This window comes from Burkholderia sp. BE17 (assembly GCF_009362305.1).
GTDB lineage: Bacteria > Pseudomonadota > Gammaproteobacteria > Burkholderiales > Burkholderiaceae > Burkholderia > Burkholderia pyrrocinia_C.
This window is the reverse complement of sequence record NZ_WHNU01000016.1, coordinates 1-19,606: the sequence shown is the minus strand read 5'-3', so window position 1 is coordinate 19,606 and position 19,606 is coordinate 1. Positions and strand designations below refer to the sequence as shown.

The window sequence follows — 19,606 nt, the reverse complement described above, 5'->3', positions numbered from 1 at the left end:
TCCCATGCGACGACTCCTCCCGCGCGCACTGCTCGCGCGCTGCGCCCCCCTTGTTGCCCTCGCCGCGCTGTCCGCGTGCTCGAATCACATCGACTCGCCGGCCGATCCGGCCAGTGCGTCGGTCAACGTCCAGGCCGCGTGGGTCGAGATCGGCGACGCGAACCAGGCGATCGCGCGCGTCATCACGAACTACACCCCCGCATCGGCCGGCGATCCGCTGTGTCCGCAACTGACCGTCGACGGCAAGCTGTCGCGCATGACGCTGCGCGCCGGCGCCGCGACCCTGGCCCAGCGCCCGACCGCCAGCGACCCGGCCGATTCGAAGCCGTCGAGCTTCCCGGTCTCCGTCTGCGAAACGACGTTGCCGGCCGATGCGCAGGCGGCGAGCGTCGCGGGCCGCACGCTGCCGCTGCCGAAAGCACAGCCGCAGCGCATCGCGATCATTGCCGACACCGGTTGCCGGATGAAAAAGGCCGACAACGCATGGCAGGCGTGCAACGACGCGACGGTCTGGCCGTTCGACACGATCGCGGCCAGCGTCGCGAAGCTGTCGCCCGACCTGGTGCTGCACGTCGGCGACTACCACTACCGCGAGAACGCCTGCCCGCCGGACATCGCCGGCTGCAAGGACAGCCCGTGGGGCTATGGCTGGGATACGTGGCAGGCCGACCTGTTCCGCCCGGCCGCACCGCTGCTCGCGAAGGCGCCGTGGGTCGTCGTGCGCGGCAACCACGAGGAATGCGCGCGCGCAGGCCAGGGCTGGTACCGCTTCCTCGACCCGCGACCGTATTCGGCCGCCCGCTCGTGCGACGATCCGGCCAACGACAACAACGCGAACTATTCGGAACCCTATGCGGTGTCGCTCGGCGGCGGCTCGCAGGTGATCGTGTTCGACACCGCAAAGGTCGGCCGCGCGCCGCTCAAGACGACCGACGCGCAATTCGGCATCTACCAGAAGCAGTTCCAGACGGTGGCCGCGCTTGCGTCGAAGGCCGGCATGACGACGACGATCTTCACGAACCATCATCCGATCCTCGCGTTCGCGCCGATCGCCGGCAGCACGCCCGCGCCGGGCAACCTCGCGCTGCAGTCGGTGATGGCGAGCCTCAACGCGCAGGCGTACTACCCGCCGGGCGTGCACGTCGCGCTGCACGGTCACGTGCACGACTTCCAGGCGATCAACTTCTCGTCCGGGCACCCGGCGACGATCGTGTCCGGCAACGGCGGCGACAATCTCGACGTCGCACTGCCCGACCCGTTCCCGGCCGGCCTGACGCCGGCACCGGGCGCCGTGATCGAGCGGCTGTCGCACAACAACAGCTTCGGCTTCCTGATCATGGAACGCCGCGCGGCACCGGCGACGGGCTGGGTGTTCCATGCGTATTCGGCGGCAGGCAAGCTGCTCGCGTCGTGCAACCAGTCGGGCACGACGCTCGCCTGCGACAAGACGGGGTTCATTGCGCCGTGAGTGAACAGGTTCGAGGTGACGGCCGCGTTGCGCGCGGCCGTCAAACGCTGCACACGCTTGCCGCGGCCGTGCTCGCCGGCCTGGCGCTGGTGGTGCACGCGGCGCACGCCGCGCCGTCCGAAACGGTCCTGCTCCCCGGCGCGCCGCCGTCGCGCGTCGTCGACACGATCGGCAACGGCACGCCGCAGGTGACGGGCAAGATCGACGCGGCCACCGCGCGCTTCGCGCCCGACCCGACGCTCGTCGCACTCGGCCGCCGGATCTTCTTCGACCGGCGGCTGTCCGAGCCGCGCGGCATGTCGTGCGCGGGCTGCCACGATCCGGGCCGCGCGTTCGCGCCGACGCTGTCGGCAGCTTCGCTCGCGGGGCCCGGCGTGCCGGAAGGCAGCCGGCCCGGGCGCTTCAGCCGGCGCAATGCGCCGTCGCTGCTCTATGTGCGCTACGTGCCGCGCCGCCACTTCTACCAGGACGACGATGCGCCCGCGCCGTCGCCGTTCGGCGGACTGTTCAGCGATGGCCGCGCGGATACGCTCGCCGAGCAGATCCGCGGGCCGCTGTTCGATCCGAACGAGATGAACAACCGGTCGCCGGCCGCGCTGCTGCGCAAGGTCAATGCGACCGAACTCGCGCCCGATCTCGCCGCGCGCTTCGGCACCCCGGTGCGGCGCGATCCCGAGCAACTCGTGCGCGCGCTGGGTTCGGCCGTGGAGGCCTATCTGCAGAGCGACGAGATGGCGCCGTTCACGTCGCGCTTCGACGCGTTCCTGCGCACCCGCAAGCCGCTCGCGCCGGCCGAGATGCGCGGCCTCGCGCTGTTCCGGAATCCGGACAAGGGCAACTGCATGACCTGCCACACGCTGTCGGACACGTCGAGCCGCCCGGAGCGCTCGCTGTTCACCGATTTCGGTTATGACGCGATCGCCGTGCCGCGCAACCGCGCGCTGCCGGCGAACCGCGATCCGCGCCATTTCGACAACGGGCTGTGCGACACCGCACGGCGGCTGCGCTGGCCCGAGCCGACGCAATGGTGCGGCTACCTGCGCACGCCGGGGCTACGCAACGTCACGGTCAAGCAGACCTTCATGCACAACGGCGTGTTCACGACGCTGCGCGACGCGGTCGCGTTCTACAACACGCGCTCGACCGACCCCGGCTTCTGGTATCACGGCGCCACGACGTTCGACGACGTGCCGGCCGCCTATCGCGGCAACATCAACGTCAACTCGACGCCGATGAACCGCCGGCCCGGCACGCCGCCCGCGCTGACCGACGCGGAAATCGACGACATCGTCGCGTTCCTCGGCGCGCTGACCGACGCGCGTTATACGGACATCGCCGCTCCTGCTGCCCCTGCTTCCCCCGCCGCCCGGATCGCCGCATCGCCGGACCGTCGAACCACCTCGCCGGCGCGCTGACCCTGGCCGAACGGCCAGCCGCAAGCGCGCCCGCTTGCGGTCGCCGCAAACACTGGTTATATTTACAGTACTGTATTTATGAACAGTGAGGTGCGCGATGGAACATCTGGTCCGAATCGTCAACGACACCGATCGCCAAGTGCTGGCGTGGCTTCGCGCCCAGGTCGGCGACGCCCGCGTCGAGCGCGCGGCGCGCCAGCTCGGGCATACGCGCAAGCCGTTTCCGTCGGCGGTCTGCCGGTATCTGGGCATGAGCGCGCCGGCCACGCTGCGCCAGGCCGAACGGCCGCGCGTCGCACGCGACTTCTCGGTCGGCGATCGTTACCTGTCGTTGATCCGCCAGCACCTCGCTTCGCACTCGGCCAGCCGCTGACATGACGTCCCGCCGCTGCGGCGGCGCGGCCGGCCGGAGCGATCGCGCGCCGGCCGCTGTCGTGCTTATGCGGCAGCAGCCGCGTCGCGTATCAGGCGGCCGAGCGTTTCGAATGCCGCCTCGTGCGCCGCATCGAACACGCGCGTGCACGCAAGCCGGATATAAGCGTCGAAGCGGTCGGAATTCAAGAAGATCGAACCGGGTGCGATCTTGACCCCGTGCGCCAGTGCGGCGTCGAACAGCGCGTCGGAGCGCACGCCTTCCGGCAACGCGATCCACAGCAGCATCCCGCCCGGCGGCTGGTTCATTCGGGTTCCGGCCGGGAAATGCCGCGCGATCGCGTCGATCGTCACATCGCGCTGCACACGCAACTGTTCGCGGAACCGGTGCAGATGGCGATCGAACGCGCCCGAGCCGACGAATTCGGCGGCAACGGCCTGCAGCAACGCGGCGTTGTGCCGGCTGTGCGCGAACTTCAGCATCTTCACGCGCGCATGCCAGCGCCCCGCACTCATCCAGCCGAGCCGCATCCCGGGGGCCAGCACCTTGTTGAACGACGGGCAGTAGATCACCGTGCCGTCGCGGTCCCATGCCTTGGCCGGCTTGACCGCCTGCGGCGCCTCGACGAGCTCGCGATACGGCTCGTCTTCGATCACGGCCACGCCGTGGCGCGCGCACAGCGCGACGAGCGCGGCCTTGCGTTCGTCGGGCATCACGCAGCCGAGCGGGTTCTGCAGGTTCGGCACGACGACCACGGCCCGAATGTCCGGATACGCGGTCAGCGCCACTTCGAGCGCCTTGATCGACAGGCCGGTCGTCGGGCTGGCCGGGATTTCCAGCGCGCGCAGGCCGAGGCTTTCGAGCAGCTGGATCAAGCCGAAGAAGGCCGGCGATTCGATCGCGATCGTGTCGCCGGGGCGTGCCACCGCACGCAGCGCGAGATTCACGGCATCGACGCCGCCGCTCGTCGACATCACGTCGTCCGGCGAAACGGTCACGCCGTACGACAGCGCGCGTTTGGCCATCGTCTGCCGGAATTCGGGCGAACCGCCGACGGGTCCCGCGTCGGTCAGCAACGTCGGCTTGCGCCGCAGCAGCCGGATCGCCAGCGCCTGCAGGCGCTCGGTCGGATACAGCGCGGCCAGCGCGGACGCGCCGCCGAGATTCAACGCATCGGTTGCCGCATTCGCGCGGTCGATCACGCGCGACACGCGTTCGTGCAGGCCCGCGAACGGCGGCTCGACGCTCAGCGGCGGCCCGTCGCTTTCCGGCAGTGTTTCGAGCGCGGCCGACGCGCGGCGCCGCACGAAGTAGCCGGAGCGCGGCTTCGCCTCGCACCAGCCCGTATCCTCGAGCCGCCGGAATGCCTGGATCGCGGTCGACAGGCTCACGCCGTGCTGCGCCATGAATGCGCGCACCGACGGCATCCGGTCGCCGGGCGACAGCGTGCCGGCCGCGATGATGCGGCGGTAATGTTCGGCGAGCCGTTCGTAAAGCGGCTCGCCGTCCATCGGCAAAGGCGTGCGGGATGCGTCGGCGAAAGGCGTCATGCGGGCCATCGTGCCCGCGCGTCCGGGTGCACGCCAGATACAGATTCCGGGAAAAACCACCGATACAGCGACGCAAAATCGGCACCTGCACCGCAACAGATTCCCGTCCCCTGAATCTGTCGTGCCCGCGCTGGTTTCCCTAACCTGACTGCACGCTGTCGCCTCGCCGTCGCGAGGCCGCGCAACAGGGAAAAGGAATCGCCATGCGGACGCAACATATCCGGCTCGACGCCGGGCAAAGCCACTTTGCGTGGTTCGACAAGGGCAGCCAGGTGATCGTGCTGGACGGCGCACTCGCGGTTACGCTGCGTCACGGCGGGCTCGACTGGCTGCCCGACTCGCCGCAGTACATTCGCCGCGTGCTCGACGAAGGCGAATGCCTGGTGCTCGAGACGGCCGGTCACGTGGCGTTGTCGGCCGGCGGCGCCGGTGCGGTCAGCACGGCGGTTGTGGAGCCTGCCGGCCGCAGAAGCGTGCTCGCAGCGTGCCGCGCGATCCTGCGCCGGCTGTCCGGGCGGGTGCGCGGCGGCCATCGTGTGCGAGAGCATTCCTGACGTCGCGCCTTGCCGGTTTGCCGGTTTGCCGGTTTGCCGGTTTGCCGACTCACCGACTCACCGACTCACCGACTCACCGACTCACCGACTCACCGATTCGTGGAGACGGCCACGCAGCCACCTCATCATCGCGGCAACGAGCGAACGCACTGCGCTCCGGCCATCCTCATCCGAAGAAATGGCGTTGTCCGCCGCAGCCTGCCCGGCACGCGGCGGCCATCGAATCACCGCACGTTCCTGCGGCGCTCGACCCACTCGAATATCGCCATCCCCGCCAGCATCGCGACGACGAACCCGATCCCCTTGGCCGATCCGAAGCCGATCGACACGATCGCGGGCCCCGGGCAGAACCCGGCCATCCCCCAGCCGATGCCGAACACCGCACTTCCGGCGACCAGGCGCACGGTGATCGCCCGCAAGGCCGGCAACTGCATCGGCAAGCCGAGCCACGACCGCGTCCTGCGTTTCGCCCACGCGAACGCGAACACGGCCACGCCCGTCGCCCCGGCCATCACGAACGCGAGCGACGGATCCCAGCGGCCCGCCAGGTCGAGAAAGCCGAGCACCTTCTGCGGATTGGCCATGCCCGACACGATGAGGCCGACGCCGAACAGCAGCCCCGCCAGAAACGCGAATCCTGCCTGCATGTCAGCCTCCCAGCACGTGCCGCTGCACGAATACGGTCACGAAGCCCGCGATCATGAAAGTCGCGGTCGCGACCACCGAACGCAGCGCGCCGCGCGACATCCCGCACACGCCGTGGCCGCTCGTGCAACCGCCCGCGTATCGCGTGCCGATCCCGACCAGCAGCCCGGCCGCCAGCAGCTCAGGCCAGCTTGCGTCTACCTGCGGCGTCAGACCGGCTCCGGCGACGCGCATCGCGATCGGTGCGGCGATCAGCCCGGCGACGAATGCGACGCGCCAGTCGCGCTCTCCGGAACCCGCCGTGAACAGGCCGCCGACGATTCCGCTGATGCCGGCAATCCGGCCGTTGAACGCGACGAGCCACGCGGCCGCGAGCCCGATCAGCACGCCGCCGGCCAACGACAGCCACGGCGTGAAATGAAGCGTATCAAGCTGCATCGCGCGTCCCCTTCGCGGCCGGGCCGCAGAACTGTTCGTACAGCACGCCCATCACCGCGATCGCGGCCGGGCTGTCGAGCGAATAGTGGATGTTCTTGCCTTCGCGCCGCGTGCGGACCAGCGCGTTGTCCCGCAATACGCCGAGCTGCTGCGACAGCGTCGGCTGGCGGATGTCCAGCGTCGTCTCGAGATCGCTCACGCAGCGCTCGCCCTGCGACAGTTCGCAGAGCAGCAGCAGCCGGTCGGGATTCGACAGCACCTTGAGGAACGCGCAGGCCGATTCGGCGGCTGCGCGCATCTGGTCGGGCTCGGGCAGCCCGGCGGGAAGATCGTGGTTCATCGGAGCGGGAAAACAATTAAAGAATAAATAATATATCAATTTATATAGCGTTGCTTCCTGCTATCTATCGGCGACCTTGCGCCCTGTTCGCTCAGGCTTGCTCGCCAGCGATCGCACAGGCGCCGACACACGCTTCGCGTCGGCGCGAACCATGTCGCGCGCCAGCGCCCTGCCGATGGAACTCGAGGGCCAGGGCGCGGTGTCGATGTACCGGTACCCCGAACCCCGACAGCGCGAATCGCGCAGCCGTGCCACGACGATCGAATGCCTGCGCGCCGGCGCGGCGCCTCAGGCAGGTAGATGGGAGAAAGTGAAAGTGGAGTGAATCGCGCGGCCCGGCGCAAACCGGGCCGCTCCGCTGCGACGCTTCACGCGCCGTCGCAGGACGCCGTGCCGTCCAGCATCAGCGTGCCGACCCGCGCGGGTATGAGCGGCGTACGCGGCACGGGCGGCGTCCAGCCGAACAGCGCCTGCGCGGCCGCACCGCAAACGCGGCCCTGACACGCGCCCATCCCGCAGCGCGACTGCAGCTTCGCGGCCGTCCAGCCCGGCTCCTGCGCGACCGCATCGAAGCGCACGTCCTCGCAGCGGCACAGCAGCGTATCGGGCCGCGCCAGCCGGCGGATCGGCTCGCGAATCGCAAAACGCTCGCGTACCGCATCTGCAAAAGTCTGCCAGTGCGCGCGCCGCGCGACGAGCGCGGCCAACGGCGCCGTCTGCCCGGTCGCCGCATAACCGGCGATTTCGCCTTCGACCATTGCCAGCTCGCTGCCGCCGACGCCCGTACACTCGCCGGCCGCGAAGTATCCGTCGCGGCTCGTACGCTGGTGCGCGTCGACCGCCACCGCGCCGTTCTCGATCCGGCAGCCGAGATGGCTCGGCAGCACGGTGTTCGGCACGAGGCCGAAGCCGCACGCGAGCCGGTCGCAGTCGACGTCGAACTCGCGATCGCCGTGGCGGATCCGCACGCGTTCGAGCCGCTTGTCGCCGAACGCCTCGACGACGTGCGCATCCGGCCGATAGGCGGCCGTGACGAGCTTCGCGGCCTGCGCGAGCTTCGACGGCCAGCGCCACAGCCCCGCGCCGAAGCCGGCCACGTCGCCCCATGCGGCCTGATCGAGCACGTGCGACACGCGCGCGCCGGCCTGACGCGCTGTCGCCGCGCTCGCCAGCAGCAGCGGCCCGCTGCCCGCGATCACCGTGCGCTGCCCGCGCACGTCGAGGCCGTACTTGATCAGCGCCTGCAAGCCGCCCGCGCCGGTGACGCCCGGCAGCGTCCAGCCCGGGAACGGCAGCAGCAGTTCGCGTGCGCCGCAGCAGAGAATCAGCGTCCGGAACTCGAGCAGCAGGCCGCGTTCGTCGTCCTCGAGCAGCAGCGTACCCGGCTGCGTTTCGGCGACGATGCGCGTCGCTGCGAGGTGCGTGACGTTCGGCTGCCGCAGTACGGCAAGGCGTTCGGCGGCGGCCGAAACCGGCGCGGCCGCTGCGCCTTGCCGCCAGATCTGCCCGCCCGCTCGCGGGTTGTCGTCGACGATCGCCACCGTTGCGCCGCTTTTTGCGGCGGCCCGCGCCGCCGACAGCCCGGCCGGGCCGGCGCCGACGATCGCGACGTCGACGCTCAGTCGTTCCTGTTTCATCTCGTCCGCTCCACCTGCATTCCATCGCGACACAGCGTCTGGCAAGCCAGCCGGCGGCGGCCGTCGATCGTCATCCGGCACTCCTGGCAGATGCCCATTCCGCAAAACGGCGCGCGCGCCGCACCCGTGCACGACACGCGCGTCATATCGTCGCCGCTCGCCGCGACGGCGGCCGCGACGGTCGCGCCGTCGGCCACCGTCAGCGCGCGGCCGTCCAGATGAATGATCATGTCAGCGCTCCGGCTACGGGGGACGCGGTCAGGAAGCGTCCCGGCAAATACGGTTCGATATCGATGGGCGGCCGTTCGCCGGCCATCTGCGCGGCGACGAGCCGCGCGCTGCCCGGCGCGGTCGTCACGCCGAGCCCTTCGTGCCCGACCGCGAGCCACACGCCCGGCCGCGCCGGGTGCTCGCCGAGCAGCGGCAGGCCGTCGGGGCTCGCCGAGCGGAAACCCGTCCATGAGCGGATCCCGTTCAGGTCGGCCAGATCCGGCAGGTAGCCGACCGCGCGGCGCAGCATCCGCGCGAGCACGGGCGGCTCGACGCGCGCGTCCTCGGTATCGAACTGGCGCGACGAGCCGATCAGCAACTGGCCGGTCGGCCGCGGCTGCACGTTGAACGCGACCGACGTGCCGTCGCTCGCATGCGCACTCGCCGCATAACCAAGCTCGACGAGCTGGTGCGACACGTGGCCCGGATAGCGGTCGGTGATCAGCAGATGGCCCTTTTTCGGGCGCAGCGGCAGTTCGGGCAGCAGCGTGCGTGCCGCGACACCGTTCGCGACGACCACGCGTTCCGCGCGCAATGTGTCGCCGCTCGCGAGCGTCACGCTTGGCCCGTCGACCGCAACGGCCCGGTCGCGGCGCAACGTGATGCGCGGGGCGCGCTGCAGCAGCCAGTTCGCGGTGACGGGCGCATAGAGGATCGCGTCGCCGGGAATCTTCAGTGCGCCGCCAAGCCCCGCGCGCAGCATCGGCTCCAGCTGCGCGAGCGTCGCCGCGTCGATCAGCTCGCCGGCCACGCCGTGCGCGGCAAGCGTCGCCTGCTTCGCGCGCGCGAGATCCATTTCGTGCGCGTCGGCCGCGAGCCACAACGTGCCGCAGTTGCGGTACGCGCAGCCTTCCGGCATCTCGCAGCTCAACGCGCGCCACAGTTCGATCGAGTAATGGCTCAGCGCGAGTTCGGCCGCGTTGTCGTCCATCGCGACGAGGTGGCCCATCCCCGCGCCGGTCGCGCCGCCGCTCGCGTCGTCGACGACGAGCACGCGCAGCCCGCGCTGCGCGAGTTCGTGCGCGCACGCCGCGCCGACGATGCCGGCGCCGATCACGACGACGTCGGTACTTGCGTTGCTCACGACACGATGCCCCAGCCGAACGGATCGTCTTCCTCGATCAGCAGCGTCGCTTCCGCGCTCAGGTGCGCGCTGCCGCGAATCGTCGGCACGATGCCGCCGTCGGCCTGCTCGTAGCTGGCCTGGAACACGCTGCCGATCACGCTCGCCTGCCGCCACACGGCACCCGGCGCGAGCTTGCCGTCGGCCGCGAGGCACGCGAGCTTCGCGCTCGTACCGGTGCCGCACGGCGAACGGTCATATGCGAGGCCGGGGCACAGCACGAAGCTGCGGCTGTCGTGCTCGGCATCGTCGGCGAACAGCTCGATATGGTCGATCTCGCCGCCGTTCGCGCCGGTGATGCTCGCGCGTTCGATCCCTTCGCGCACGGCCGACGCATACGCGGTAAGCGCCGCGACGTTGTCGCCGGCGACGCGCTGCCCGTGGTCGCTGATCAGGAAGAACCAGTTGCCGCCCCATGCGATGTCGCCCTTCACGGGCCCGTAACCCGGCACGTCGACCGCGACACCCTTCGCGTGCCGATACGCGGGTACGTTGCGCACGCTGACCGACAGGTCGTCGTGCAGCGTCGCCTCGACGGTGCCGACGGGCGTTTCGATCAGATGAATGCCGGGCCGGATGCGCCCCATGTGATGCAGCGTGCGCACGACGCCGATCGTGCCGTGCCCGCACATGCCGAGATAGCCGCTATTGTTGAAGAAGATCACGCCGGCCGCCGCGTCGGGCGATACCGGTTCGCACAGCAGCGCGCCGACCAGCACGTCGCTGCCGCGCGGCTCGAGGATGCACGCGGTGCGATAACGATCGTGCTCGCGCGCGAGCACGTCGCGCCGCTCGGCCATCGTGCCGCTGCCGAGCGAAGGGAAACCGGACACGACGAGCCGAGTGGGTTCGCCGCCCGTGTGCGAATCGATGATCTGGATGCGCTTCATCATGAGCCGTCCGAAGTGGGGAAAGGAGCATAGCTTCCTCCGTCGCGCGTCCATCCGCTTGTGGCTTTTCGATAAGGACGACGACGAAATCGGCATAGTGCGAGGCGCCCTTCGCGCATCGGGCGGCCGCTGTGCCGATTTCGTCATTTTGCTCCGCGATACGACTCAAGCGTGATGGGCATTTGCGCGGCGATACTGGTTGCCACACCGACACACCTGTCGGCCGACCGATACGAACGTAGGAGATTTCAGTGAGCCGCAAAGCCATTCAGTGGACCGGGGTTTTCCCGGCCGTCAGCACCCAGTTCAAGCCGGACTTTTCCCTCGACATCGACGCCACGCACCGCGTGGTGAAGAACCTGGTGAACGACGGCGTGTCGGGCCTCGTGGTCTGCGGCACGGTCGGCGAAAACACGTCGCTGTCGACGAGCGAGAAGCTCCAGGTGATCGAGGCAGCGCGCGACGCGGCCGGCGGCAAGATTCCGGTGATCGCCGGCATCGCCGAATTCACGACCGAATTCGCGCGCAACACGGTGCGCGAAGCGCAGCGCGTCGGCGTCGACGGCGTGATGGTGATGCCCGCGCTGGTCTACTCGGCGAAGCCGCATGAAACCGCCGCGCACTTCCGCGCGGTCGCGACGAGCACCGACCTGCCGGTGATGGTCTACAACAACCCGCCGATCTACAAGAACGACGTGACGCCCGACGTGCTGATCGCGCTGCAGGACTGCGAGAACATCGTCTGCTTCAAGGATTCGTCGGGCGACACGCGCCGCTTCATCGACCTGCGCAATGCGGTCGGCGATCGCTTCGTGCTGTTTGCCGGCCTCGACGACGTCGTGGTCGAGAGCATCGCGGTCGGTGCCGAAGGTTGGGTGTCGGGCATGTCGAATGCGTTCCCGAAGGAAGGCGAGACGCTGTTCCGCCTCGCGAAGCAAAAGCGCTTCGACGAAGCCCTCGCGCTGTACCGCTGGTTCATGCCGCTGCTGCACCTCGACGCGCGCCCCGACCTCGTGCAGTGCATCAAGCTGTGCGAAGAGCTGGTCGGCCGCGGCAGCGCGGTCACGCGCCCGCCGCGCCTCGCGCTGCAGGGCGACACGCTCGCGGAAGTGAAGGCAATCGTCGCGAAGGCGCTCGAAACGCGCCCGGCGCTGCCCGACGTCGGTCTCTGATCGACTTCCCCTGCGGCCGCGCGCGGGCCTCCCCCCTGCGCGCCGCCGTCTCCGGTCCGGCATGGCCTGCGGGCCCGTTCGCCCCGGCGCCCGCCTGCGCCGCGCGTGAACGGCCCGCGGCCCGCCCCGGTCGTTCGAACCGGGCGACGCCGGCCGGCAGGCGTGCGCGCGGCTCCGTCGGAGCGCGGCGCACTCGACGCCTGCACCGCCATTCCCTCAGGAGACAAGCCCATGCCAGGCCAAGGCAACGCTCACCCGTCGGTCCCGCTTTCCCGTGCCGTGCACCCCGACGCGGGTCACGGCAAGTTCAAGAAACAGTTGTCGCTGACCGATCTCACGTTCATCGGTCTCGGCGCCATTTTCGGTTCGGGCTGGCTGTTCGCCGCGAGTCACGTGTCGACGATCGCGGGCCCGGCCGGCATCTTCTCGTGGCTGCTCGGCGGCTTCGCGGTGCTGCTGCTCGGCATCGTCTACTGCGAACTCGGCGCCGCGCTGCCGCGCGCGGGCGGCGTGGTCCGCTACCCGGTGTTCTCGCACGGCCCGCTGCTCGGCTACCTGATGGGCTTCATCACGCTGATCGCGTTCTCGAGCCTGATCGCGATCGAAGTCGTCGCCGCGCGCCAGTACGCGGCCGCGTGGTTTCCGGGCCTCACCGTCGAAGGATCGAGCGACCCGACGACGATCGGCTGGTTCGTGCAGGCAGCACTCCTCTGCTTCTTCTTTTACCTGAACTATTCGAGCGTGAAGACGTTCGCGAAGGCAAACAACATCATCAGCATCTTCAAGTTCATCGTGCCGCTCGCGGTGATCGGCGTGCTGTTCACGTTCTTCAAGCCCGCGAACCTGACCGTGCACGGCTTCGCGCCGTTCGGCATGCCGGGCATCGAGATGGCCGTGTCCGCGGGCGGCATCATCTTCGCGTACCTCGGGCTCACGCCGATCGTGTCGGTCGCGAGCGAGGTGCGCAATCCGCAGCGCACGATCCCGATCGCGCTGATCCTGTCGATCCTGCTGTCGACGCTGATCTACGTGCTGCTGCAGCTCGCGTTCATCGGCAGCATCCCGACCGCGATGCTCGCCGGCGGCTGGCACGACATCAGCAAGGCATTCACGCTGCCGTACCGCGACATCGCGCTCGCGCTCGGCGTCGGCTGGCTCGCGGTGATGGTCGTCGCCGACGCGATGATCTCGCCGAGCGGCTGCGGCAACATCTACATGAACGCGACGCCGCGCGTGGTCTACGGCTGGGCGAAGACGGGCACGTTCTTCAAGGTGTTCACGCGCGTCGACGAAGCGTCGGGCATCCCGCGCGCGGGCCTGTGGCTCACGTTCGGCCTCGCGATCTTCTGGACGATGCCGTTCCCGTCGTGGGAAGCGCTGATCAACATCGTGTCGGCCGCGCTGGTGCTGAGCTATGCGGTCGCGCCCGTCTCGGTCGCCGCATTGCGCCGAACCGCGCCCGACCTGCCGCGGCCGTTCCGCGCGAGTGCGTTCGGCATCACCGGCCCCGCGTCGTTCGTGATCGCCGCGCTGATCGTCTACTGGTCGGGCTGGAGCACGGTGTCCTGGCTGCTCGGCCTGCAGATCGCGATGTTCGTCATCTATCTCGCGTGCCGCCGCTGGGTGCCGACCGCGCACCTGAGCCTCGCCGAACAGGTGCGCTCGTCCGCGTGGCTGATCGCGTTCTACGCCGCGATGATCGTGCTGTCGTATCTCGGCGGCTTCGGCGGCACGGGCCGGCTCGCGCATCCGTACGACACGGTCGTGGTCGCGGCCGTCGCGCTCGTCATCTATTACTGGGGCGCGAATACCGGCGTGCGTTCCGACAAGCTGCAGCTCGACGACGACGAGGACTGACGCACCCGCTCCCTTTTCGCACCATCACTCCGGCCGGGCGCACCACGCCCGGCCCCTGTTTTTTTCCGAGGAAAATCATGCAACTCACAGGTCAGGTCCTGATCGGCCAGTCCGCCGTCGCCGGACAGAACGGCACCCTTCACGCGATCGCCGCCGCGACCGGCGAGCCACTCGAACCCGCTTTCGGCGGCGCGAGCCTGCACGACCTGGAGACGGCCTGCGCGCTCGCCGACGACGCGTTCGACACGTATCGCGAAACGACGCTCGACGCGCGCGCCGCGTTTCTCGACGCGATCGGCAGGCACATCATGGCGCTCGGAGACGACCTGATCGAGCGCTGCGTCGCCGAAACGGGCCTGCCGCGCGCACGCGTCGAAGGCGAACGCGGCCGCACGGTCGGTCAGCTCGCGCTGTTCGCATCGCTGGTGCGCGACGGCGGTTTTCTCGACGCGCGGATCGATCCGGCACGCCCCGAGCGCAAGCCGCTGCCGCGCGTCGACCTGCGCCTGCGCAACGTTGCGGTCGGGCCCGTCGCCGTGTTCGGCGCGTCGAACTTCCCGCTCGCGTTCTCGGTGGCCGGCGGCGATACGGCCTCGGCGCTCGCGGCCGGCTGCCCGGTGATCGTCAAGGCGCATTCCGCGCATCCGGGCACGTCGGAACTCGTCGGCCGCGCGATCCAGCAGGCCGCGCGCGAATGCGGAATGCCGGCCGGCGTGTTCTCGCTGCTGTTCGACGCGTCGCGCGAGATCGGCCAGGCACTCGTCGCCGATCCGCGCATCAAGGCCGTCGGCTTCACCGGCTCGCGCCGCGGCGGCGTCGCGCTGATGCATATCGCGGCCGCACGCCCCGAGCCGATTCCCGTCTATGCGGAAATGAGCTCGATCAATCCGGTGCTGCTGTTTCCCGCCGCGCTCGATACGCGTCACGACACCATCGCGCCGCAGTTCGTCGCATCGCTCACGCTCGGCGCCGGCCAGTTCTGCACGAACCCGGGCCTCGTGCTCGCGGTCGACGGCCCCGCGCTGCGCGCGTTCGAAGCCGCGGCGGCCGATGCCGTGCGCGCGGCGGCCGCGCAGACGATGCTGACGCCGCACATCCACGCAAGCTATGCGCAAGGCGTCGCGGCGCTACGCGGGCACGAGGCGGTCGAATTGCTGGCGGAAGGCGTCGAAGGCAGTCGCTACCAGGCCCGCGCGGCGCTGTTCGCGACGTCGGCCGACGCGTTCATCGCGCGCCCCGAACTGCGTGAAGAAGTATTCGGCCCCGCTTCGCTGATCGTGCGCTGCCCGGACGCCGATACGCTGCATCGCGTGCTGAAGTCGCTCGAAGGCCAGTTGACGATCGCCGCACATCTCGCCGACGGCGACGCGGCGCTGTTCGCCGCGCTGCGCCCGACGCTCGAACGCAAGGCCGGCCGCATTCTCGTCAACGGCTTCGGCACCGGCGTCGAGGTCGGCCACGCGATGGTGCACGGCGGCCCGTTCCCGGCGACGTCCGACACGCGCACGACGTCCGTCGGCGCACGCGCGATCGAGCGCTTCCTGCGCCCCGTGTCGTACCAGGACCTGCCGGACGCGCTGTTGCCGGAAGCGATCCGCAACGGCAATCCACTGAACGTGCCGCAGCGCATCGACGGCGTGCCCGCGCCGCGCGAGGTGAACCATGTCTGAGCAAACCGCCGAAGTCGTCCTGCCGCTCGATGAAGTCCATGCGCTCGCGCTGCGCGTGCTGACGCACAACGGGATGTCCGATGCGCATGCGCGGGCGATCGCCAATGTCATCATGCAGGGCCAGCGCGACGAATGCCACTCGCACGGCGTGTACCGGCTGCTCGTCTGCGTGCGTTCGCTGAAGAAGGGCAAGGTCGATCCGCAAGCGGTGCCGACGCTGCGCCGGCTGTCGTCGTCGATCGTCGCGGTCGACGCGCATCGCGGCTTCTCGCTGCTGAGCTTCGAAACCGGCCTGCCCGTGCTCGTCGAGATGGCGAAGCAGCACGGGATCGCCGCGATGGCGATCAACCACTGCTACCACTTCTCCGCGCTGTGGCCCGAGGTCGAGGCGATCGCGGCCGAAGGGCTGGTCGGCATCGCGATGAACCCGAGCCACAGCTGGGTCGCGCCGGAAGGCGGCCGCGAGCCCGTGTTCGGCACGAACCCGATCGCGTTCGCGTGGCCGCGCCCGGGCGGCGAGCCGTTCGTGTTCGATTTCGCGACGAGCGCGATCGCGCGTGGCGACATCGAGCTGCACGCGAAGCAAGGCAAGGCGATTCCGCCGCACTGGGCGATCGACGCCGACGGCCAGCCGACCACCGATCCGAAGGCCGCGCTGCAGGGTGCGATGCGCACGTTCGGCGGCCACAAGGGCTCGGCGCTCGCGGCGATGGTCGAATTGCTCGGCGGCGCGCTGATCGGCGACATGACGAGCCGGGAATCGATGGATTTCGACGAAGGCGTCGGCGCGACGCCGTGCCACGGCGAGCTCGTGATCGCGTTCGATCCGAAGGTGTTCCTCGGCGACGATCTCGACGCGGGGCTCGCGCGCGGCGAGCGGATGTTCGGGTCGATCGTCGCGCAAGGCGCGCGGTTGCCGTCGCAACGGCGCTTCGACGCCCGCGCGCGCAGCATCGCGAACGGCGTGCGGATTCCGCAGGCGCTTTACGACGAGATCCTGACGCTGCTCGACTGATGCCGGAGCGCGGGAGTGGCGCGGTTGGATCGTCGATAAAAGCGCGATCCGGCCGCCTCCCGAACCGGCCGCGCGGGCATGCCGCAGCCGCTCGCGCGTTTCGCGCCGCGCACGCCGCACGCGCCGGTTGCCGGCCCCGCGGGCGCCACGCCCCCGGCGGCTGTGGGATAATCGCCCGGTTTGCCCAGGGCGCAGCTCAAGAGGTTGTTCGCACGGGCGCGAGAGAGGCCTTTATTCCCGTGCCTCCACCCTTTTCCGCGATATTTCTTCAGCAACCACAATGCCCACTTACCGTTCCAAAACCTCCACCGCCGGCCGCAACATGGCAGGTGCGCGCTCGCTGTGGCGCGCCACCGGCATGAAAGACGACGATTTCTCGAAGCCGATCATCGCGGTCGTCAACTCGTTCACCCAGTTCGTGCCCGGGCACGTGCACCTGAAGGATCTCGGCCAGCTCGTCGCGCGCGAGATCGAGGCCGCCGGCGGCGTCGCGAAGGAGTTCAACACGATCGCGGTGGACGACGGCATCGCGATGGGCCACGACGGCATGCTGTATTCGCTGCCGAGCCGCGACATCATCGCCGACTCGGTCGAATACATGGTGAACGCGCACTGCGCGGACGCGATGGTGTGCATCTCGAACTGCGACAAGATCACGCCGGGGATGCTGATGGCCGCGATGCGCCTGAACATTCCGGTGATCTTCGTGTCGGGCGGCCCGATGGAAGCCGGCAAGACGCGCCTCGCGAACCCGGTCACCAAGACCGTCGAACTGAAGAAGCTCGACCTCGTCGACGCGATGGTGATCGCGGCCGACCAGTCGTATTCGGACGCCGACGTCGCCGAAGTCGAACGCTCGGCCTGCCCGACCTGCGGCTCGTGCTCGGGCATGTTCACCGCGAACTCGATGAACTGCCTGACCGAAGCGCTCGGCCTGTCGCTGCCCGGCAACGGCACGGTGGTCGCGACGCACGCCGATCGCGAGCAACTGTTCAAGCGCGCCGGCCGCCGCATCGTCGAACTGACGCGCCAGCACTACGAGCAGGACGACGAACGGGTGCTGCCGCGCTCGGTCGGCTTCAAGGCGTTCGAGAACGCGATGACGCTCGACATCGCGATGGGCGGTTCGACCAATACGATCCTGCACCTGCTGGCGATCGCGCAGGAAGCCGGCATCGACTTCACGATGAAGGACATCGACCGCCTGTCGCGCACCGTGCCGCAACTGTGCAAGGTCGCGCCGAACACGAACAAGTACCACATCGAGGACGTGCACCGCGCAGGCGGCATCATGGCGATCCTCGGCGAGCTCGAGCGCGCCGGCAAGCTGCACACCGACGTGCCGACCATCCACGCACCGACACTGAAGGACGCGCTGGACCAGTGGGACATCGTGCGCACGCAGGACGAAGCGGTCCGCACGTTCTACCTGGCCGGCCCGGCCGGCATCCCGACGCAGGTCGCGTTCAGCCAGAACACGCGCTGGCCGAGCCTCGACCTCGACCGCGCCGAAGGCTGCATCCGCTCGTACGAGCATGCGTTCTCGAAGGAAGGCGGCCTCGCGGTGCTGACGGGCAACATCGCGCTCGACGGCTGCGTGGTGAAGACGGCCGGCGTCGACGAAAGCATCCTCGTGTTCGAAGGCTCGGCTCACGTGACCGAATCGCAGGACGAAGCGGTCGAGAACATCCTGAACGACAAGGTCAAGGCGGGCGACGTGGTGATCGTGCGCTACGAAGGCCCGAAGGGCGGCCCCGGCATGCAGGAAATGCTCTACCCGACCAGCTACATCAAGTCGAAGGGGCTCGGCAAGGCATGCGCGCTGCTGACGGACGGCCGCTTCTCGGGCGGCACGTCGGGCCTGTCGATCGGTCACTGCTCGCCGGAAGCGGCAGCGGGCGGCGCGATCGGCCTCGTGCGCGACGGCGACAGGATCCGCATCGACATCCCGAACCGCACGATCGACGTGCTGGTATCGGACGAGGAACTGGCGCGCCGCCGCGAAGAGCAGAACGCGAAGGGCTGGAAGCCGGCGCAGCCGCGTCCGCGCAAGGTGTCCGCGGCGCTGAAGGCATACGCGAAGCTGGTCATGTCGGCCGACAAGGGCGCGGTGCGCGACGTGTCGCTGCTCGACGACTGACGGGGCGGCCTACCGACGACGGGCGGCCAGCCGGCAACGCGTAGCCGATCCGGCCGCGGGCCACACAACCTCCCGCTCGCCCCATCCAGAAGCCGCTCTCCGGAGCGGCTTTTTTTCGTCCTGCGCGCGGAGCAACCGCGGCGCCGGCGCTGTCAGCGACGGAATTCGTCGGATCCGACGCCACCACCGCCGCCGTGGCTACCGCCGCCGTTTCCGCCACCTTGCGGCCGCGCGTAACCGCCGCCGCCGCCACCACCACCGCCTCCTCCCTGACGCACCGGCGGCGGCATCGTACGGGCTTCACCGCCCGGTGCGGGTGACGGACGCGATACGGCCGGCGGCGGGCTTGCCGGACGAGCATTGCCCGCCGCGCCCGGCATCGGTGCGGGCGCAGGTGCCGCCGCCGGCGGCGGCGTGCGGTTCGCGCCGTTCCAGCCGCCGCGCGTGGCCGACGGCCGCGCATCATGCTGCCCCTGCGGCGGGCCGCCCGGTGCGACCTGCCTCGGCCCGCCCGGCTGCGGACGGCCCTGTCCCGGCGGGAACCCGCCGGGGCCGAGCCGCGGTTCCGCGCGATGCTCCCAGCGATCGCGGTCGTGGAACCACGGACGGTGCCGGTAATGACGATCCCAGTACGCGCCGATCGCGAAACCGGTCACCGGGACACCGATGATCGCGCCGTATTCGAGCAACGGCACGTAGTTGCCCTGGTACGGATACTCGAGCAGCTGCGCATCGATCCAGCCGCGCACGCCCGGCAGCGCGACATCGCACCACGAGTAGTCGCTCAGGCAGCCGAATACCTCCAGCGCCGTGTCGGGCGGGATCTGCGCGACCACCGGATAATCGGGCGCCGGCCCGGCGTACAACTCGGCCGGCGAGTTCGTGTAAGCGCTGCTCTGCGCATCGGCGACGCCCGGCGCGGCCGCGAGGCCAAGCAGGACGACGCACAGACTTCGAACAATCGTGTTCCTCATGATGCTCTCCCGCGCGGCCCCGCCGCGCGCCCGTCAGTGCCGATGGCCGCCGCCCCAGTGGCCGCCACCCCAATG

At 69.6% G+C, this 19,606-nt stretch carries 18 protein-coding genes and 1 pseudogene; 10 read left to right on the top strand and 9 right to left on the bottom strand.

Features of this window, described 5'->3' with window-relative positions; all coding sequences use genetic code 11:
• Nucleotides 1-4: 4 nt before the first annotated feature.
• The 3 genes from GD429_RS15525 (at nt 5) to GD429_RS15515 (ending at nt 3,256) form a co-directional block, all read left to right on the top strand.
• The gene (locus GD429_RS15525) at nt 5-1,468 is read left to right on the top strand and encodes a metallophosphoesterase (RefSeq protein WP_152857695.1); all 1,464 of its coding nucleotides are present in this window, start codon (nt 5-7) and stop codon (nt 1,466-1,468) included.
• A complete protein-coding gene (locus tag GD429_RS15520) occupies nt 1,465-2,883 on the top strand; it encodes a cytochrome-c peroxidase (protein ID WP_321574631.1) in 1,419 nt (472 codons plus the stop codon). The genes GD429_RS15525 and GD429_RS15520 overlap by 4 nt, the downstream gene beginning before the upstream one ends.
• A gap of 97 nt (nt 2,884-2,980) precedes the next feature.
• A complete protein-coding gene (locus tag GD429_RS15515) occupies nt 2,981-3,256 on the top strand; it encodes a hypothetical protein (protein ID WP_152857694.1) in 276 nt (91 codons plus the stop codon).
• 65 nt (nt 3,257-3,321) lie between these two features.
• Here the strand turns inward: GD429_RS15515 and GD429_RS15510 are convergent, their stop codons facing one another.
• Nucleotides 3,322-4,806, bottom strand: a complete 1,485-nt coding sequence (locus GD429_RS15510; RefSeq protein ID WP_415748937.1) for a PLP-dependent aminotransferase family protein — start codon at nt 4,804-4,806, stop codon at nt 3,322-3,324.
• Between the two features lie 203 nt (nt 4,807-5,009).
• Between GD429_RS15510 and GD429_RS15505 the strand changes: the two genes are divergently transcribed.
• Nucleotides 5,010-5,360, top strand: a complete 351-nt coding sequence (locus GD429_RS15505; RefSeq protein WP_152857692.1) for a hypothetical protein — start codon at nt 5,010-5,012, stop codon at nt 5,358-5,360.
• 224 nt (nt 5,361-5,584) lie between these two features.
• Here GD429_RS15505 and GD429_RS15500 read toward each other — a convergent pair whose 3' ends face one another.
• Genes GD429_RS15500 through GD429_RS15490 form a run of 3 tightly spaced genes read right to left on the bottom strand, consistent with a single transcriptional unit; the run spans nt 5,585 to nt 6,783 of the window.
• On the bottom strand, nt 5,585-6,007 hold the full coding sequence (locus GD429_RS15500; protein WP_152857691.1) for a DUF6691 family protein: 423 nt from the start codon (nt 6,005-6,007) through the stop codon (nt 5,585-5,587).
• 1 nt (nt 6,008) lies between these two features.
• Nucleotides 6,009-6,443 (bottom strand): YeeE/YedE family protein, encoded by a 435-nt coding sequence (locus tag GD429_RS15495; RefSeq protein WP_152857690.1) that lies wholly within the window; start codon nt 6,441-6,443, stop codon nt 6,009-6,011.
• Nucleotides 6,433-6,783, bottom strand: a complete 351-nt coding sequence (locus tag GD429_RS15490) for an ArsR/SmtB family transcription factor (RefSeq protein WP_105391262.1) — start codon at nt 6,781-6,783, stop codon at nt 6,433-6,435. The genes GD429_RS15495 and GD429_RS15490 overlap by 11 nt, the downstream gene beginning before the upstream one ends.
• 169 nt (nt 6,784-6,952) lie before the next feature.
• Between GD429_RS15490 and GD429_RS15485 the strand changes: the two are divergent.
• Nucleotides 6,953-7,108, top strand: a pseudogene (locus GD429_RS15485) (LysR family transcriptional regulator); the annotation flags it as partial.
• 43 nt (nt 7,109-7,151) lie between these two features.
• On the opposite strand, the gene GD429_RS15480 reads toward GD429_RS15485, so the two are convergent.
• From GD429_RS15480 to GD429_RS15465, 4 genes are read right to left on the bottom strand one after another with little or no spacing between them, the layout of a single operon-like run.
• Nucleotides 7,152-8,420 carry an FAD/NAD(P)-binding oxidoreductase gene (locus GD429_RS15480; protein ID WP_152857689.1) on the bottom strand — a complete coding sequence of 423 codons (1,269 nt, stop codon included), beginning with the start codon at nt 8,418-8,420 and terminating at the stop codon, nt 7,152-7,154.
• Nucleotides 8,417-8,650 (bottom strand): 2Fe-2S iron-sulfur cluster-binding protein, encoded by a 234-nt coding sequence (locus GD429_RS15475; RefSeq protein WP_006491351.1) that lies wholly within the window; start codon nt 8,648-8,650, stop codon nt 8,417-8,419. Before GD429_RS15475 ends, GD429_RS15480 begins: the two co-directional genes overlap by 4 nt.
• Complete coding sequence (locus GD429_RS15470; protein ID WP_321574630.1) at nt 8,647-9,774, bottom strand: FAD-dependent oxidoreductase; 1,128 nt, start codon at nt 9,772-9,774, stop codon at nt 8,647-8,649. Before GD429_RS15470 ends, GD429_RS15475 begins: the two co-directional genes overlap by 4 nt.
• Nucleotides 9,771-10,703 carry a 4-hydroxyproline epimerase gene (locus tag GD429_RS15465; RefSeq protein WP_152857799.1) on the bottom strand — a complete coding sequence of 311 codons (933 nt, stop codon included), beginning with the start codon at nt 10,701-10,703 and terminating at the stop codon, nt 9,771-9,773. The genes GD429_RS15470 and GD429_RS15465 overlap by 4 nt, the downstream gene beginning before the upstream one ends.
• Before the next feature lie 251 nt (nt 10,704-10,954).
• Between GD429_RS15465 and GD429_RS15455 the strand changes: the two genes are divergently transcribed.
• The 5 genes from GD429_RS15455 to ilvD all read left to right on the top strand — a co-directional run bounded on the left by GD429_RS15455 (nt 10,955) and on the right by ilvD (nt 18,557).
• A complete protein-coding gene (locus GD429_RS15455) occupies nt 10,955-11,875 on the top strand; it encodes a dihydrodipicolinate synthase family protein (RefSeq protein ID WP_059591384.1) in 921 nt (306 codons plus the stop codon).
• Nucleotides 11,876-12,106: 231 nt separating this feature from the next.
• On the top strand, nt 12,107-13,732 hold the full coding sequence (locus tag GD429_RS15450) for an APC family permease (protein WP_152857688.1): 1,626 nt from the start codon (nt 12,107-12,109) through the stop codon (nt 13,730-13,732).
• 77 nt (nt 13,733-13,809) lie between these two features.
• Nucleotides 13,810-15,402, top strand: a complete 1,593-nt coding sequence (locus GD429_RS15445) for an aldehyde dehydrogenase (NADP(+)) (RefSeq protein ID WP_152857687.1) — start codon at nt 13,810-13,812, stop codon at nt 15,400-15,402.
• Complete coding sequence (locus GD429_RS15440; protein ID WP_152857686.1) at nt 15,395-16,417, top strand: Ldh family oxidoreductase; 1,023 nt, start codon at nt 15,395-15,397, stop codon at nt 16,415-16,417. The genes GD429_RS15445 and GD429_RS15440 overlap by 8 nt, the downstream gene beginning before the upstream one ends.
• A 280-nt stretch (nt 16,418-16,697) precedes the next feature.
• Nucleotides 16,698-18,557: a dihydroxy-acid dehydratase gene (gene ilvD / locus GD429_RS15435; protein WP_152857685.1), complete on the top strand. Its 1,860-nt coding sequence runs from the start codon at nt 16,698-16,700 to the stop codon at nt 18,555-18,557.
• A 152-nt stretch (nt 18,558-18,709) separates the two neighbouring features.
• Here ilvD and GD429_RS15430 read toward each other — a convergent pair whose 3' ends face one another.
• Nucleotides 18,710-19,531: an SH3 domain-containing protein gene (locus GD429_RS15430; RefSeq protein WP_152857684.1), complete on the bottom strand. Its 822-nt coding sequence runs from the start codon at nt 19,529-19,531 to the stop codon at nt 18,710-18,712.
• Nucleotides 19,532-19,606: the final 75 nt, after the last annotated feature.